The organism is Bacillus sp. NPDC094106 (assembly GCF_044764345.1).
Lineage (GTDB): Bacteria > Bacillota > Bacilli > Bacillales > Bacillaceae_G > Bacillus_A.
Genome location: NZ_JBIWHY010000011.1, coordinates 30,999 through 46,920, shown reverse-complemented (window position 1 = coordinate 46,920; position 15,922 = coordinate 30,999). Strand labels below are relative to the sequence as shown.

The window sequence follows — 15,922 nt, the reverse complement described above, 5'->3', positions numbered from 1 at the left end:
TCATGATAATGTGGTACCGCTTTTCTTTTTAGAGGAAGATTCATATGGCAAAGGGAAAGAAAGTAAAAGTAGACAACGCTTGACAATGAAAAATGCGATAGATACAATGAGAATGTATATTCTTTCTTATATACGATACACTCTTCTCTAGAAGAGAAGTAATATTCGGAGTAAGATTTAAATCTTACCGAAATAATAATATGACATTTTAATTGTGAAATGAAGAAAGTCCCTTAAAAAAAGCGGGACGACGGTCTTTGCTGTACGTTGCAATTCAATGTACATGCCGACAGTCTTTTTTCATTCATAGCAAGGGGAGGTGAAATCATGAGTAGCACAATTTGGATACTCATCTCCATTTTGCTTGCAACAGTCGGTGCAGTTGTTGGCTTTTTTGTTCGAAAGTCTATTGCAGAAGCGAAGATTAATGGTGCAGATAATGAAGCGAAGCGTATTTTAGACGAAGCGAATCGCGAAGCAGAGGCACTTAAAAAAGAAGCGCTTTTAGAAGCAAAGGATGAAATTCATACACTTCGTACAGAAGCTGAATTAGAAATTCGTGATCGTAGAAGCGAATTACAAAAACAAGAAAATCGTTTAATGCAAAAAGAAGAGAACCTTGATCGTAAAGACGAAACGCTCGATAAGCGCGAGCAAATGTTAGAAAAGAAAGAGGAATCTCTTGTAGCGAGACAACAACAGATTGAAGAGTTGGAAAGCAAAGTGGGAGAGTTAGTTCAAAAGCAACAAACGGAATTAGAGCGCATTTCTAATCTAACACGCGAACAAGCGAAAGCAATCATTTTAGGGAAAGTAGAAAGTGAAATTTCTCATGAAATTGCCGTTATGGTAAAAGAAAGTGAAGTTCGTGCGAAAGAAGAGGCGGATAAGAAGGCAAAAGAGATTTTATCTCTTGCAATGCAAAGATGTGCAGCTGATCATGTTGCTGAAACAACCGTTTCGGTTGTAAATCTTCCAAATGACGAAATGAAGGGACGTATTATTGGGCGTGAAGGTCGTAATATTCGTACGTTAGAAACGTTAACAGGTATTGACCTTATTATTGATGATACACCAGAAGCAGTAATCTTATCTGGATTTGATCCAATTCGTCGTGAAACAGCTCGTATCGCTCTTGATAAGCTTGTACAAGATGGACGTATTCACCCAGCACGTATTGAAGAAATGGTCGAAAAATCAAGACGTGAAGTGGATGAGTATATTCGTGAAGTAGGAGAACAAACAACATTTGAAGTAGGTGTCCATGGATTACATCCAGATCTAATTAAGATTTTAGGTCGTTTGAAATACCGTACAAGTTATGGACAAAACGTATTGAAACACTCTATGGAAGTAGCGTACTTAACAGGACTTATGGCGGCAGAGCTTGGTGAAGACGAAAAACTAGCAAGACGTGCTGGTCTATTACATGATATCGGAAAAGCAATTGATCATGAGGTAGAAGGTAGTCACGTTGAGATTGGTGTCGAACTCGCAACGAAATATAAAGAGCACCCTGTTGTTATAAATAGTATCGCATCTCACCATGGTGATACGGAACCAACTTCAATCATTGCAGTTCTAGTTGCTGCGGCAGATGCATTGTCAGCTGCAAGACCAGGAGCTCGTAGTGAGACGCTTGAAAACTATATTCGTCGTCTTGAAAAGTTAGAAGAGATTTCAGAGTCTTATGAAGGCGTAGAAAAATCTTTTGCAATTCAAGCAGGACGTGAAGTTCGTATTCTGGTAAAACCAGATACAATCGATGATTTAGAAGCTCATCGTTTAGCACGTGATATTCGAAAGCGTATCGAAAATGAACTGGATTACCCAGGCCATATTAAAGTAACTGTTATTCGTGAAACACGTGCAGTGGAATACGCAAAATAAAGTGGTGAAATGCCACTTTATTTTTTTGTGTTGGAATTGGGTAAAATAAAGTGACACTTCCATCACCGTAAATAGCCCGTATACATTATTTTTATAGTAGGATGGCAGGAAATTTTAAATGAGCAATATGGTTTTATTACAAGTGAATAGCTTGTAATATGGTATGGTAATGAAAAAGTAGTATATAGAAAGGGTAATAGATATGAGAATATTATTCGTTGGGGATGTAGTAGGATCTCCTGGTAGAGGGATGATTCAACAATACGTACCGGCATTAAAGAAAAAATATACACCTACAGTAACAATTATTAATGGAGAAAATGCAGCAGGTGGTCGTGGTATTACAGAGAAAATATACCGAAACTTTTTAGAATGTGGTGCACAAGCAGTTACACTTGGAAATCATGCTTGGGATAACCGTGAAGTGTTTGAATTTATTGATGATGCTAAATATCTTGCAAGACCGGCCAATTTCCCAGAAGGAACTCCTGGAAAAGGTCTTATTTTCGTGAATTGTAATGGTACGGAAGTAGCGGTAATTAACTTGCAAGGTCGTACATTCCTTCCACCAATTGATTGTCCATTCCGAAAAGTAGATGAGTTAATTAATATTGCGAAAAAGCGCACGAATATTATCTTTATTGATTTTCATGCTGAGACAACAAGTGAAAAGCAAGCGCTCGGCTGGTATGTAGATGGTCGTGCTACAGCGGTAGTAGGAACGCATACACATGTTCCTACGGCTGATAATCGTATTTTACCAAGCGGGACAGCGTATATTACAGATGTAGGTATGACAGGCCCATATGATGGAATTTTAGGTATGGATCGTGAAGCTGTACTGAAAAAGTTCTTAACAAATTTACCTGTGCGTTTTGAAGTGACAAATGGTAGAACACAATTAAGTGCAGTACTAATTGATGTGGATCCAAATACAGGAAAAGCGAAAAAAATTGAGCGCATTTTAATTAATGATGATCAGCCATTTTTTGAATAGTTTTCTATAAAATTTAGAAAAAACATTATATTTTAATTTTTTAGAAAAATTACAGAGATTTAGCAGGAATACGCCTCGTTCCTCGTGAATATAAGTTAAAGTGAAATAATCGCTAATACTTTTTTTAGAAACGAGGAGGAAACGTGGAATGGAAATATTAAAAGTTAAAGCAACTTCGGTCCCTAACTCTGTAGCTGGTGCACTTGCTGGAGTGATTCGCGAACGCGGAACAGCAGAAATTCAAGCCATTGGTGCAGGTGCATTGAATCAAGCCGTGAAGGCAGTAGCAATTGCAAGAGGATTTGTAGCGCCTAGTGGTTTGGATTTGATTTGTATCCCAGCTTTTACAGACATTATGATTGATGGTGAAGAACGTACAGCGATAAAGCTAATTGTAGAACCTCGTTAAGTTTGAACAACCTGTTTGCTTGTGTGCAAACAGGTTGTTTTTATGGTAAAGGGGGCAAGGGAATGAAAGTTTTTGATGCGCATTGTGATGTGTTATGGCAATTATGGAATGCAAAAGGAAAAAAACATTTCCAAAGTGATCCAGCATTATATATTACTTTTGAACAATTAGAGCGGAGAAAAGGAAGTATACAATGCTTTGCGATATATGTACCAGAAACAGTAGCGTATGAAGAACGTTTTGAAGTTGCCCTAACTATGGTAGATATATTTCATAAGGAAATTTTATCGCTACCAGGTATGAAATTGATACAGACGAAAAAAGATATAAAGCAGTTAGGAAAAAGTGAAATTGGCGCCATTTTAACATTAGAAGGGTGCGAAGCGATTGGGAAAGAAATGATGAAATTGCGCTTGTTTTATCGCTTAGGAGTACGATCTTTCGGGTTAACATGGAACTATGCGAATTTACTAGCTGATGGTGCACTGGAAACAAGGGGAGCAGGGTTAACTGCTTTTGGTAAAAAAGTTGTACAAGAACTTAATTCGTTTCGTTTATGGACAGATGTATCTCATTTAAATGAAAAAGGATTTTGGGATGTAATGGAAATCGCTCAATATCCAATTGCTTCACATTCGAATTGTCACAATCTATGTCACCATCCACGTAATCTCAAAGACGAACAAATACGAGTACTGATTCAAAAAAATGCTGTGATTGGTGTGAACTTTGTACCTGAGTTTTTAACGAATCATCGACCAGCCTATATAGATGATATATTACGCCATGTAGAACATATTTGTTCGCTTGGAGGAGAGAAAAATATAGGATTTGGCTCGGATTTTGATGGTATGCCAGAGATGGTGGTAGGAATAGAAGCGTATAGAAGCTATGAACATATAATTAATGAACTTTGTAAAAGATACAGTGAGGCGAGTGTTCGAAATTTTTTATATGATAATTTTGTTGAACATATTCCTTTTTAGTGTTGGATTTAAAATAGTCAATATAAACAATTTAAAAATTCGAAAAATTAAAACGAAATAAAAACAATTTATTGCTTTTTTTGTATGGTAAGGCTAGAATGGTAGACGAATTAAGATTATACAAAAGATTCAGGGAAGTCAGAAGAGGTATAATTTGCGTCCATTGTAGTTTATTTGTATAAAAAGTGCTAAACTATTACTGTAAAAAAATACACTACAATGAATGCAGCCAAAAGGGGTGTAGGAGATGATTAGTCAACTTTCATGGAAAGTTGGAGGACAACAAGGTGAAGGAATTGAAAGTACAGGAGAAATCTTCTGTATTGCATTAAACCGATTAGGATATTACTTATACGGTTACCGCCACTTCTCATCACGGATTAAAGGCGGTCATACAAATAATAAAATTCGCGTAAGTACAACTGAGGTGCGCGCGATATCAGATGATTTAGATATTTTAATTGCATTTGATCAAGAAACAATCGATTTTAATTTCCACGAATTACGTCCAGGCGGAATTGTTGTTGCGGATGCGAAATTTAATCCGACTATACCTGAAAATGCAGATGTGAATCTATATGTGATACCGTTTACAGATATTGCTTCAGAACTAGGTACATCATTAATGAAAAACATGGTTGCTGTTGGAGCATCTAGTTCGGTACTAGGGTTAGATGAAACTGTTTATTTAGAGGTTGTTGAAGAGATCTTTGGTCGCAAAGGAGAGCAAGTCGTTCAAAAGAATATGGAAGCAATCAAACGCGGCTCTCAATATATGAAAGAATTGCTTGGCGAGAAAGTAAATATGATGCAGCTTGAAAAAGCTGATGGTCAAAAACGCATGTTTATGATCGGTAACGATGCGATTGCATTTGGAGCAGTAGCTGGTGGTGCTCGCTTTATGTCTGCATATCCAATTACACCTGCATCTGAAATTATGGAATACTTAATTAAAAAGCTTCCAAAAGTAGGCGGGACTGTAATCCAAACTGAGGATGAAATTGCGGCTTGTACAATGGCTATTGGTGCAAACTATGCTGGTGTTCGTACATTAACGGCATCTGCAGGTCCAGGTCTATCCTTAATGATGGAAGCAATTGGCTTAGCAGGTATTACAGAAACACCTCTTGTAATCGTAGATACACAACGTGGTGGTCCAAGTACGGGCTTACCAACAAAACAAGAACAATCTGATTTAATGGCAATGATTTATGGAACACATGGTGAAATTCCCAAAATCGTAATGGCGCCAAGTACTGTTGAAGAAGCGTTCTATGATATTGTAGAAGCGTTTAACTTAGCGGAAGAATATCAAGTTCCAGTTATCTTCTTAACAGATTTACAGCTTTCTTTAGGAAAACAAACAGTTGAACCACTGAAGTTAGATAAAGTAGAAATTCGCCGTGGTAAGCTTGATTTACAAGCAGAGTTACCAGAGCGTGAAAATAAAGCATATTTCAAACGTTATGAAGTGACAAAAGATGGTATTTCACCACGCGTTCTACCTGGTATGAAAAATGGTGTTCACCATGTGACTGGTGTAGAGCATGATGAGACTGGTAAACCATCTGAATCAGCGCTGAATCGTAAAGAACAAATGGACAAACGTTTCCGTAAAATGGCGAACTTGAAGTTCAATACCCCTGTTTATAAAAATGCCAAGTATGATGATGCTGATGTATTGTTAGTTGGTTTTAACTCTACTCGAGGTGCAATTGAGGAAGCGATGGAACGTTTAGAGCAAGAAGGAATGAAAGTAAATCACGCTCATGTGCGTTTAATCCATCCGTTCCCAACGGCTGAAATCGATCCACTTGTGAAGAGTGCGAAGCGCGTTGTTGTAGTAGAAAACAATGCGACTGGTCAACTTGCTAACATTATGAAAATGAATCTTGGTAATGGTGAGAAAATTTCTAGTCTCTTAAAATATGATGGGAATCCATTCTTACCAAAAGAAATTTACAACGAATGCAAAAAAGGGGTTGTATTAAATGGCAACATTTAAGGACTTTCGTAACAGTGTAAAACCAAACTGGTGTCCAGGTTGCGGAGACTTCTCGGTGCAAGCTGCGATTCAACGTGCAGCAGCTAACGTTGGTTTAAATCCAGACGAATTAGCAGTTATTTCTGGTATCGGCTGTTCAGGTCGTATTTCAGGTTATATTAATTCCTATGGTGTGCATAGTATTCATGGACGTGCACTTCCAATCGCACAAGGTGTGAAAATGGCAAACCGTGATTTGACAGTTATCGCATCTGGTGGTGACGGCGATGGTTTTGCAATTGGTATGGGACACACAATCCATTCTATTCGTCGTAATATTGACATTACGTATATCGTAATGGATAACCAAATTTACGGGCTAACAAAAGGTCAAACTTCACCACGTAGTGAAGCTGGATTTAAAACGAAAAGTACACCACAAGGTTCAATTGAACCAGCACTATCTGTCATGGAAATGGCATTAACAGCAGGTGCGACTTTTGTGGCACAGAGTTTCTCTAGTGATTTAAAAGAATTAACGCAGCTGATCGAAGCTGGTATTCAGCATAAAGGGTTTTCTTTAATCAATGTATTTAGCCCATGTGTTACTTATAATAAAGTAAATACGTATGATTGGTTTAAAGAGAATTTAACAAAACTAAGCACAGTAGAAGGATATGATCCATCTAACCGTATGATTGCAATGCAAACGCTGATGGAAAACAAAGGTCTAGTAACAGGTCTGATTTACCAAAATACAGAACAGCCTTCTTATCAAGATCTGGTAAAAGGCTACAGTGAAAAACCTTTAGTTCAAGCTGACTTACAAATGGATCAAAAGATGTTTGATGAGCTTGTTGCTGAATTTATGTAATCATGAAATAAAAAGCTGCCAATTGGCAGCTTTTTTACTTTAGGTTTGAAATAATATAGGAGGATTTTATTACAAAACATTTACTTAGAAAATTCAGAATGATAAAATAATTAATGGATCGTTGTATTAGGACATCATGTTCATTCGCTTTAGGATGCGCGGGGGATGTAGTCTCTTTGTTGTTAAATTTGGCTAAACACTTTATACTATGATAGTGTATATGGAAAATAAAGCAATATGCTTTTTTACAAGGACAAGGTTAAAACAATAAAAAAGGGAATGTCTATTCGTGTCGGGAAGATTCCATTCTTATAGGTGGTTAGATCGATTACTCGAGTTTCAAAGGGGCAAGTTATCTCTCAAACTATTCTAATCTTTAAGATGGGTCTGATCGTTATTGGAATAGACTACAGTGTATAGTTAAGGTTGAAAGGAGATTACCCATGAACGAGCAACAACGATTAGCAAGTCAACAAGCAAATTCTTCTGCGAAAAAGGAAGAAAAAGATTATAGCAAATACTTTGAAAGTGTATATCAGCCACCTTCTTTAAAGGATGCGAAAAAGCGCGGGAAAGAAGAAGTGAAAATTGATCGTGATTTCGGTCTGCTAGAAGAGTTTCGTAATTTTGGTGCAGGAAGAAAGTTTTATATCCGTACTTACGGATGTCAAATGAATGAGCATGATACGGAAGTAATGGCCGGTATTTTTACAGCGCTTGGATATGAACCAACATTTGCAACGGAAGATGCAGATGTAATTCTATTAAATACTTGTGCCATTCGTGAAAACGCTGAAAATAAAGTATTCGGAGAGCTTGGTCATTTAAAATCATTAAAACAACGAAATCCGGATCTTTTAATCGGTGTATGCGGTTGTATGTCTCAAGAGGAATCTGTTGTAACCAAAATTATGCAAAAAAACCAATATGTAGATATGGTATTTGGTACACATAATATTCATCGATTACCTTATATTTTAAAAGATGCGATGTTTTCTAAAGCGACAGTTGTTGAAGTTTGGTCGAAAGAAGGAGATGTAATTGAAAACCTTCCGAAGGTACGCCGTGGTGATATTAAAGCTTGGGTAAACATTATGTATGGATGTGATAAATTCTGTACGTATTGTATCGTACCGTATACACGCGGGAAAGAACGAAGCCGTCGCCCAGAAGATATCATTAATGAAGTTCGCCATTTAGCCGCAAATGGTTATAAAGAAATTACATTACTTGGTCAAAACGTAAACGCATACGGTAAAGATTTCGATGATACTGAATATGGTCTTGGTGATTTAATGGATGAACTTCGTAAGATTGATATAGCGCGTATTCGCTTTACAACAAGTCACCCGCGTGATTTTGATGACCACCTAGTTGAGGTGCTTGGAAAAGGTGGTAATTTAGTAGAACATATCCACTTACCAGTACAATCTGGTAGCACAGATATGCTTAAAATTATGGCGCGTAAATACTCACGTGAGCATTATTTAGAACTTGTACGTAAAATTAAAAAAGCGATTCCGAATGCAGTATTAACAACTGATATTATCGTTGGTTTCCCGAATGAAACAGACGAGCAATTTGAGGAAACAATGTCTTTATATCGTGAAGTAGAATTTGATAGTGCATTTACATTCATTTATTCACCTCGTGAAGGAACACCAGCTGCAAAAATGCAAGATAATGTCCCGATGGAAGTGAAAAAAGAACGTTTACAGCGTTTAAATGCATTAGTAAATGAGTATTCTATGAAAAAGAATAAACGATATGAGGGACAAATTGTTGAAGTATTGGCTGATGGAGAAAGTAAGAATAATCCAGAAGTACTTGCAGGTTACACACGTACTAATAAACTTGTAAACTTCGTAGCTCCAAAATCTGTAATCGGTCAGCTTGTAAAAGTGAAAGTAACAGAAGCGAAAACTTGGTCTCTAAACGGGGAATTAGTTGAGGAGCCGATTGAGGTGAAATAATAGATGAAAGTATATACAAAAGATGAAATTGTTGAGCAAGCAAAAGAATTAGCGAAAATGATTGCTGAAACAGAAGAAGTGGATTTCTTTAAACGTGCAGAAGCACAAATCCATAAGAATGAAAATGTAAAGCGTACAATTGATGAAATAAAAGCACTGCAAAAACAAGCAGTAAACTTACAGCATTACGGGAAATGGGAAGCATTGAAAAAAGTAGAAGCGGAAATTGATGCTCTTCAAGATAAACTGGATAGTATTCCGGTTGTACAGGAATTCAAGTCTTCACAAACATATGTTAATGATTTATTGCAACTTGTAGCGAGCACGATCTCTAACAACGTAACGGATGAAATTTTAATTTCGACTGGTGGAGATGTATTAAAAGGAGAAACTGGTGCAGAAGTAGAAAGTAAAAAAGGTAATTGCGGTTGCTAAGAGAGATGTCTTATAGACATCTCTTTTTTTATTTTTATCCCGCTAATATTGCTCATAAAATCTTGACTGGTGAGGTGAAATGAGTAGTGAAGGTGAAGAACTCCACTACTGATTAAAGTTTCACTTTGTAATGATACATACTCTTTTCAAAAAAGAATGACACATTCCGCTATTGTCACGCATATGATTAAATGAATATCGATTGAGGAGGGTTTTAAATGTCCGAATTCAGAGAGATTATTACAAAGGCAGTAGTTGGAAAAGGACGTAAGTATACAAAATCGACGCATACATGTGAATCAAATAATGAACCGACAAGTATTCTCGGATGTTGGGTAATTAATCACACATATGAGGCAAGAAGAAGTGGGAAAATGGTGGAAATTGAAGGGTATTACGATGTGAATACATGGTACTCGTTTGATGAAAATACGAAAACGGAAGTTGTAACAGAACGTATTAACTACACAGATGAGGTGAACATCAGCTATCGTGATAAAAATTTTTCTGGTGAAGATTCCGAAATTATTGCTCGTGTTATTCAGCATCCGAACTGTTTAGAAGCGGTTGTTTCACCGAATGGTAACAAAATTGTTGTAACTGTAGAGCGTGAATTTCTAACGGAAGTAGTTGGGGAAACAAAAATTTGCGTCAGTATAAACCCAGATGGATGTCCAGAAGGCGATAGTGATTTTGAGGTTAGCGATGATGAATTTGAAGAATTAGATCCAAACTTTATTTTAGATGCAGAAGAGGAGTAAGGGAGGGCTAGGAAGAATTTCTTCCTAGCTTTTTATATTATATAAGTGATACTGAATGGACAATTTTCCTGATGAAAATGTGCTATAATGAAGAGAGACTCCTAAAAGAGGAGATAAGAGTATCCGTGAAGTGCAACATATAAATATATAGCGCATTTTTATGAAGTATGGAGGAAACAGATGACTCAGTATACCCCTATGATACAACAATATTTAAAGGTCAAGGCAGACTATCAAGATGCCTTTTTATTTTTTAGATTAGGCGATTTTTATGAGATGTTTTTTGAGGATGCGGTTAAGGCGGCACATGAACTTGAAATCACACTAACAAGCCGAGATGGTGGTAGTAGCGATCGTATACCAATGTGTGGAGTTCCATATCATGCGGCGAAAAATTATATTGAACAGCTCGTTGAAAAAGGATACAAAGTAGCGATTTGTGAGCAAGTAGAAGACCCGAAAACAGCTAAGGGAGTAGTGCGCCGTGAAGTGGTGCAATTAATTACGCCAGGGACGATGATGGAAGGGCGTACAATTGACGAGAAAGAAAATAACTTTTTAGCGGCATTAACACACTTTGAAGATGGTTCTTATGCGCTAGCGTGTAATGACTTAACAACAGGACAAAATACGGTAACATTGTTAACAGGTACGGTAGAAGATATCTTGCTAGAAGTCTATGCAACAGGTTCAAAAGAAATAGTTGTCGAGTCTGCATTTTCAAAAGATGAGCTAAACAAGCTAACAGAAACATTAAAAATGACAATTTCTTACGAAGATGAAACGAAAGTTCCTGAAGGATTAGAGCATCTTGTGAAAAATGTAACGCAAACGAAATTAGTTACAGCAGTGGGACGCTTATTGAATTATGTACTAAGAACGCAAAAACGTTCATTAGATCACCTGCAGCCAGTGGATATTTATTATACAAATCAATTTATGAAAATGGATGTACATTCGAAACGAAATTTAGAGTTAACAGAAACGCTTCGAACAAAAGAGAAGACAGGTTCGTTATTATGGCTATTAGATAAAACGAAAACAGCTATGGGCGGTCGTATGTTAAAACAGTGGATGGAGCGTCCGCTTATACAGAAAGAAAAAATTGAAGAACGCTTAGAAATGGTTGAAACATTTGTGAATGACTATTTCTTGCGTGAAGATTTGAAAGAAAAACTAAAAGAAGTGTATGATTTAGAACGCTTAGCAGGAAAAGTTGCATATGGTAGTGTCAATGCGCGTGATTTACTGCAATTAAAGCGTTCCCTTCTGCAAATACCAACAATTTTAGAAGCGGTTAGTCTATTAGATAATTCTTATGCGGCAAGGTTAATTCAAGGTGCTGATCCATGTGAAAGTTTAACGGAGTTATTAGATAGAAGTATTCAAGAAAATCCGCCGCTTTCTATAAAAGATGGCGATATTATAAAAGACGGTTATAATGATAAGTTAGACCAATACCGTTATGTTAGTAAAAACGGGAAAACATGGATTGCAGAGCTTGAAAAACGTGAACGTGACATTACAGGAATTAAATCGTTAAAAATCGGCTACAACCGTATTTTTGGCTACTATATTGAAGTGACAAAAGCCAACCTTGCTTCGCTTCCAGAAGGGCGTTATGAGCGCAAACAGACGCTTGCAAATGCGGAGCGTTTTATTACAGATGAATTAAAAGAAAAAGAAACATTGATTTTAGAGGCAGAAGAAAAAATTGTGCAACTAGAGTATGATTTATTCACTGCACTGCGTGAAGAAGTAAAAGTATTTATTCCTAAATTACAACATTTAGCAAAAGTTATTAGTGAATTAGATGTACTGCAAAGTTTTGCTACAGTAAGTGAAGAAGAACAATTTGTCAAACCTGTTTTAACAGATAAGCGTGAAATCTTTATTAAAGATGGTCGTCATCCTGTTGTAGAAAAAGTATTAAATGGAAAGCTGTATGTTCCAAACGATTGTATGATGCCAGAAAATATGGATGTCTTTTTAATTACAGGTCCAAACATGTCTGGTAAAAGCACGTATATGCGCCAATTAGCACTTATTACTGTTATGTCACAAATCGGTTGCTTTGTACCAGCAACAGAAGCGGTGTTACCAGTCTTTGATCAAATCTTTACGAGAATTGGAGCAGCAGATGATTTAATTTCAGGTCAAAGTACGTTTATGGTCGAAATGCTAGAAGCGAAAAATGCGATTGCAAATGCATCAGAAAGAAGTTTAATTTTATTTGATGAAATTGGCCGAGGCACTTCTACGTATGACGGTATGGCACTTGCACAAGCAATCATCGAACACATCCATGACCAAATTGGAGCGAAAACATTATTCTCAACACACTATCATGAATTAACAGTGTTAGAAGAAAGTTTAGCACAGCTGAAAAATGTACATGTTTCAGCTATTGAAGAAAATGGAAAAGTTGTCTTCTTGCATAAAATTCAAGACGGAGCAGCAGATAAAAGCTATGGGATTCATGTTGCACAGCTTGCGGAGCTTCCAGATAGCTTAATTGCTCGTGCGAAAGAAGTATTAGCGCAGTTAGAAGGGCAAGAGGAAATCATCATTCCAAAACGAGCAGAAGTAAAAGTCCAAGAAGAAATCGTTCAAGAACCAGTCGTTGTAAAAGAAGAAGTGGAAACAATGCCAGAGAAGAACGAAGAAGCGGAAGAATCACAGCTATCTTTCTTTGCCGCAGAACAGCCTGCGAACAAACAGGACAAGTCTATACTTGATCAAAAAGAAACAGCTGTGTTAACGCAAATTAAAAAAATGGATTTACTTGATATGACGCCTCTAGAAGCATTAAATGAATTGTATCGTTTACAGAAAAAGTTAAAGAAAGGATGAGTAAGTAGATGGGGAAAATTCGCAAACTCGATGATCAACTCTCTAACTTAATTGCTGCAGGGGAAGTAGTAGAACGACCTGCTTCAGTTGTAAAAGAACTTGTGGAAAATTCCATCGATGCGAATAGTACATCTATTGAAATCCACTTAGAAGAAGCGGGATTATCGAAAATTCGCATCATCGATAATGGAGATGGCATTGCAGAAGAAGATTGCATCGTTGCTTTTGAACGACATGCAACCAGTAAAATTAAAGATGAAAATGATTTGTTTCGCATACGGACGCTTGGCTTCCGTGGTGAGGCATTGCCAAGTATTGCATCTGTTAGTGAATTAGAGCTAATTACAAGTACAGGGGATGCGCCAGGTACGCATCTCATTATTAAAGGCGGAGACATTATTAAGCAAGAAAAGACGGCGAGCCGAAAGGGAACAGATATTACTGTTCAAAACTTGTTTTTTAACACACCAGCACGCCTTAAATATATGAAAACAATTCATACAGAGCTAGGGAATATTACGGATATTGTGTATCGCATTGCGATGTCGCATCCAGAAGTATCTTTGAAACTGTTTCATAATGAGAAAAAACTGCTTCATACATCAGGAAATGGTGATGTTAGACAGGTACTTGCAGCGATTTACAGCATTCAAGTTGCGAAAAAACTGATTCCAATTGAAGCAGAATCATTAGACTTTACGATTCGTGGTTATGTAACGTTACCTGAAGTAACAAGGGCATCTCGTAATTACATGTCCACAATTGTAAATGGCCGTTACGTTCGGAACTATGTATTAATGAAAGCTGTGCAGCAAGGATATCATACATTGCTTCCAGTTGGGCGCTATCCTATTGGGTTTCTATCGATTGAAATGGATCCGATGTTAGTGGATGTAAACGTTCATCCAGCGAAATTAGAAGTGCGCTTTAGTAAAGAACAAGAACTCTTACAACTCATTGAAAAAACATTGCAAGATGCATTTAAAAAAGTGCAGCTTATTCCAGATGCTGGTGTTGTAACGAAGAAAAAAGAAAAAGATGAAAGTGTGCAAGAACAATTTCACTTTGAACATACAAAGCCGAAAGAGCCACCAATGCCAAATATCGTCTTACCGACTGGGATGGATGAGAAACAGGAAGAGGTTCAAGCAAAACCACAAAACCAAAATCTACTTTGGCAACCACCAAAGCAAGAATGGCAACCTCCTGAGTCTATAGTAAGAGAAGAAAACAATTGGCAACCGTCTAAACCAATCATTGAAGAGTCTCTTCAAGAAGAAAAAGGCTGGGACAGCAATGATGAGGATTTTGAATTAGAAGAAGTAGAAGAAATCCAAGAAATCGAAATGAACGGAAACGATTTACCACCGCTTTATCCAATTGGACAAATGCATGGAACTTATATTTTCGCTCAAAATGATAAAGGGTTATATATGATTGATCAGCATGCGGCGCAAGAGCGAATCAATTATGAATATTTCCGTGATAAAGTAGGACAAGTAGCACAAGAAGTCCAAGAACTACTTGTACCATATCGTATTGATTTATCTCTTACGGAATTTTTACGTGTTGAAGAACAATTAGAGGAGTTAAAGAAGGTGGGATTATTCCTAGAACAATTCGGTCATCAATCCTTTATTGTTCGTTCACACCCAACATGGTTTCCAAAAGGAAAAGAAACAGAAATCATCGATGAAATAATGCAACAAGTCGTCAAACTAAAAAAAGTTGATATTAAAAAACTACGTGAAGAAGCAGCCATCATGATGAGCTGTAAAGCATCAATTAAAGCAAATCAATATTTAACGAACGATCAAATTTTTGCATTGCTAGAAGAACTGCGCACAACAACAAATCCTTACACATGTCCGCACGGTAGACCTATACTTGTGCACCATTCGACGTATGAACTGGAGAAGATGTTTAAGCGGGTGATGTAGGATAGGTGTCAACAAATAAAAAAGTTCTTTACTGTGTAAAAGGTTCTGTAACAACTTCGGTGTGTTCGAGGGAAAATTAACTAGACTGGGAAAAATTTAATTAGACTCGTGGGAAAATTACCTCTACTGAAATGAAAACGAGTAGGTAAAGTAGGATGAATATACAATAAGAGGTTTCCGTTTTTGTTATTTTGATAAAATTTTATATAAAGAAAAAGAAGCGATAAAATAAATCGCTTCTTTTTAATTTCCTTATTAATATTACGAGTTTCAGCAATAGGCAAGATATATTATGTGTCAATTCATATTGAAGGACATATCAATATCATAGGCATAAACTGTTTTCTTTATTTTCGTTTCTTTATCCACACGATAGGATTCAGTAATCTTCTACAAAGCTTTATTATAAGTAAAATTATCGAGTGTATTATGTTTCAAATAACCTAATGTTAAATCAGGGGATTTTATATAACAAGATGAAGGAATTATTAAACAAGTTTATTGTATCTAAATATGGAATAAAAAGCATGCAAATTGATGTCATCGCCAAGGTGAATTTTACACTTTCTGCTAAGTTCCCTTTTACACTTTAGGTTGCGCATAGCCCACTTGACATGGAGCCTCTACAGGAATGATAAACAGCCTTGAAGCCCTGGTATTAAAAGAACCAGGGCTTCAAGGCTATCATACCTGCTTCTCCAAATAAAGTGGGCGACAAATGTGGCTAAAAGTGTAAAGTTCATATTAGCGAAAACTGTAAAATTTATTCTGGCGTTTACAACATGGCATACATATTCACTATACATTGTTTTTATAATGA

11 protein-coding genes and 1 pseudogene are annotated in these 15,922 nt (G+C 36.8%); 11 read left to right on the top strand and 1 reads right to left on the bottom strand.

The annotated features are described in order from the left end of the window. Nucleotides 1–327 precede the first annotated feature (327 nt). From rny to mutL, 11 genes are all read left to right on the top strand, one after another. Nucleotides 328–1,890 carry a ribonuclease Y gene (gene rny / locus ACIQ7L_RS16740; RefSeq protein ID WP_400570624.1) on the top strand — a complete coding sequence of 521 codons (1,563 nt, stop codon included), beginning with the start codon at nt 328–330 and terminating at the stop codon, nt 1,888–1,890. Nucleotides 1,891–2,092: 202 nt separating this feature from the next. Further along, nucleotides 2,093–2,887 carry a TIGR00282 family metallophosphoesterase gene (locus ACIQ7L_RS16735; protein ID WP_003199419.1) on the top strand — a complete coding sequence of 265 codons (795 nt, stop codon included), beginning with the start codon at nt 2,093–2,095 and terminating at the stop codon, nt 2,885–2,887. Nucleotides 2,888–3,035: 148 nt separating this feature from the next. Beyond that, a complete protein-coding gene (gene spoVS / locus ACIQ7L_RS16730; RefSeq protein WP_000404341.1) occupies nt 3,036–3,296 on the top strand; it encodes a stage V sporulation protein SpoVS in 261 nt (86 codons plus the stop codon). A 62-nt stretch (nt 3,297–3,358) separates the two neighbouring features. Then, nucleotides 3,359–4,282 carry a dipeptidase gene (locus tag ACIQ7L_RS16725; protein ID WP_400570623.1) on the top strand — a complete coding sequence of 308 codons (924 nt, stop codon included), beginning with the start codon at nt 3,359–3,361 and terminating at the stop codon, nt 4,280–4,282. Nucleotides 4,283–4,529: 247 nt separating this feature from the next. Next, nucleotides 4,530–6,287 carry a 2-oxoacid:acceptor oxidoreductase subunit alpha gene (locus ACIQ7L_RS16720; RefSeq protein WP_400570622.1) on the top strand — a complete coding sequence of 586 codons (1,758 nt, stop codon included), beginning with the start codon at nt 4,530–4,532 and terminating at the stop codon, nt 6,285–6,287. Beyond that, nucleotides 6,274–7,140, top strand: coding sequence for a 2-oxoacid:ferredoxin oxidoreductase subunit beta (locus tag ACIQ7L_RS16715; RefSeq protein WP_097895298.1), 867 nt, complete (start codon nt 6,274–6,276; stop codon nt 7,138–7,140). Before ACIQ7L_RS16720 ends, ACIQ7L_RS16715 begins: the two co-directional genes overlap by 14 nt. A 443-nt stretch (nt 7,141–7,583) precedes the next feature. Further along, the gene (gene miaB, locus ACIQ7L_RS16710) at nt 7,584–9,113 is read left to right on the top strand and encodes a tRNA (N6-isopentenyl adenosine(37)-C2)-methylthiotransferase MiaB (protein ID WP_400570621.1); all 1,530 of its coding nucleotides are present in this window, start codon (nt 7,584–7,586) and stop codon (nt 9,111–9,113) included. Between the two features lie 3 nt (nt 9,114–9,116). Further along, on the top strand, nt 9,117–9,548 hold the full coding sequence (locus ACIQ7L_RS16705) for a YlbF/YmcA family competence regulator (RefSeq protein ID WP_097895301.1): 432 nt from the start codon (nt 9,117–9,119) through the stop codon (nt 9,546–9,548). 218 nt (nt 9,549–9,766) lie between these two features. After that, nucleotides 9,767–10,309: an outer spore coat protein CotE gene (gene cotE / locus ACIQ7L_RS16700; protein WP_400570620.1), complete on the top strand. Its 543-nt coding sequence runs from the start codon at nt 9,767–9,769 to the stop codon at nt 10,307–10,309. A gap of 180 nt (nt 10,310–10,489) precedes the next feature. Beyond that, complete coding sequence (gene mutS / locus ACIQ7L_RS16695; RefSeq protein WP_400570619.1) at nt 10,490–13,162, top strand: DNA mismatch repair protein MutS; 2,673 nt, start codon at nt 10,490–10,492, stop codon at nt 13,160–13,162. A gap of 8 nt (nt 13,163–13,170) precedes the next feature. Beyond that, nucleotides 13,171–15,102: a DNA mismatch repair endonuclease MutL gene (gene mutL, locus ACIQ7L_RS16690; RefSeq protein WP_400570618.1), complete on the top strand. Its 1,932-nt coding sequence runs from the start codon at nt 13,171–13,173 to the stop codon at nt 15,100–15,102. A 393-nt stretch (nt 15,103–15,495) separates the two neighbouring features. Here the strand turns inward: mutL and ACIQ7L_RS16685 are convergent. Then, a pseudogene (locus tag ACIQ7L_RS16685) lies at nt 15,496–15,582 on the bottom strand (DNA alkylation repair protein); the annotation flags it as partial. Between the last annotated feature and the right edge of the window lie 340 nt (nt 15,583–15,922).

Excerpts from the sequence above, each read along its gene's own strand:
- mutL (WP_400570618.1), top strand. The coding sequence starts at position 13,171 with ATGGGGAAAATTCGCAAACTCGATGATCAACTCTCTAACTTAATTGCT.
- ACIQ7L_RS16705 (WP_097895301.1), top strand. The coding sequence starts at position 9,117 with ATGAAAGTATATACAAAAGATGAAATTGTTGAGCAAGCAAAAGAATTA.
- rny (WP_400570624.1), top strand. The coding sequence starts at position 328 with ATGAGTAGCACAATTTGGATACTCATCTCCATTTTGCTTGCAACAGTC.
- ACIQ7L_RS16735 (WP_003199419.1), top strand. The coding sequence starts at position 2,093 with ATGAGAATATTATTCGTTGGGGATGTAGTAGGATCTCCTGGTAGAGGG.
- spoVS (WP_000404341.1), top strand. The coding sequence starts at position 3,036 with ATGGAAATATTAAAAGTTAAAGCAACTTCGGTCCCTAACTCTGTAGCT.
- miaB (WP_400570621.1), top strand. The coding sequence starts at position 7,584 with ATGAACGAGCAACAACGATTAGCAAGTCAACAAGCAAATTCTTCTGCG.
- cotE (WP_400570620.1), top strand. The coding sequence starts at position 9,767 with ATGTCCGAATTCAGAGAGATTATTACAAAGGCAGTAGTTGGAAAAGGA.
- ACIQ7L_RS16720 (WP_400570622.1), top strand. The coding sequence starts at position 4,530 with ATGATTAGTCAACTTTCATGGAAAGTTGGAGGACAACAAGGTGAAGGA.
- mutS (WP_400570619.1), top strand. The coding sequence starts at position 10,490 with ATGACTCAGTATACCCCTATGATACAACAATATTTAAAGGTCAAGGCA.
- ACIQ7L_RS16725 (WP_400570623.1), top strand. The coding sequence starts at position 3,359 with ATGAAAGTTTTTGATGCGCATTGTGATGTGTTATGGCAATTATGGAAT.
- ACIQ7L_RS16715 (WP_097895298.1), top strand. The coding sequence starts at position 6,274 with ATGGCAACATTTAAGGACTTTCGTAACAGTGTAAAACCAAACTGGTGT.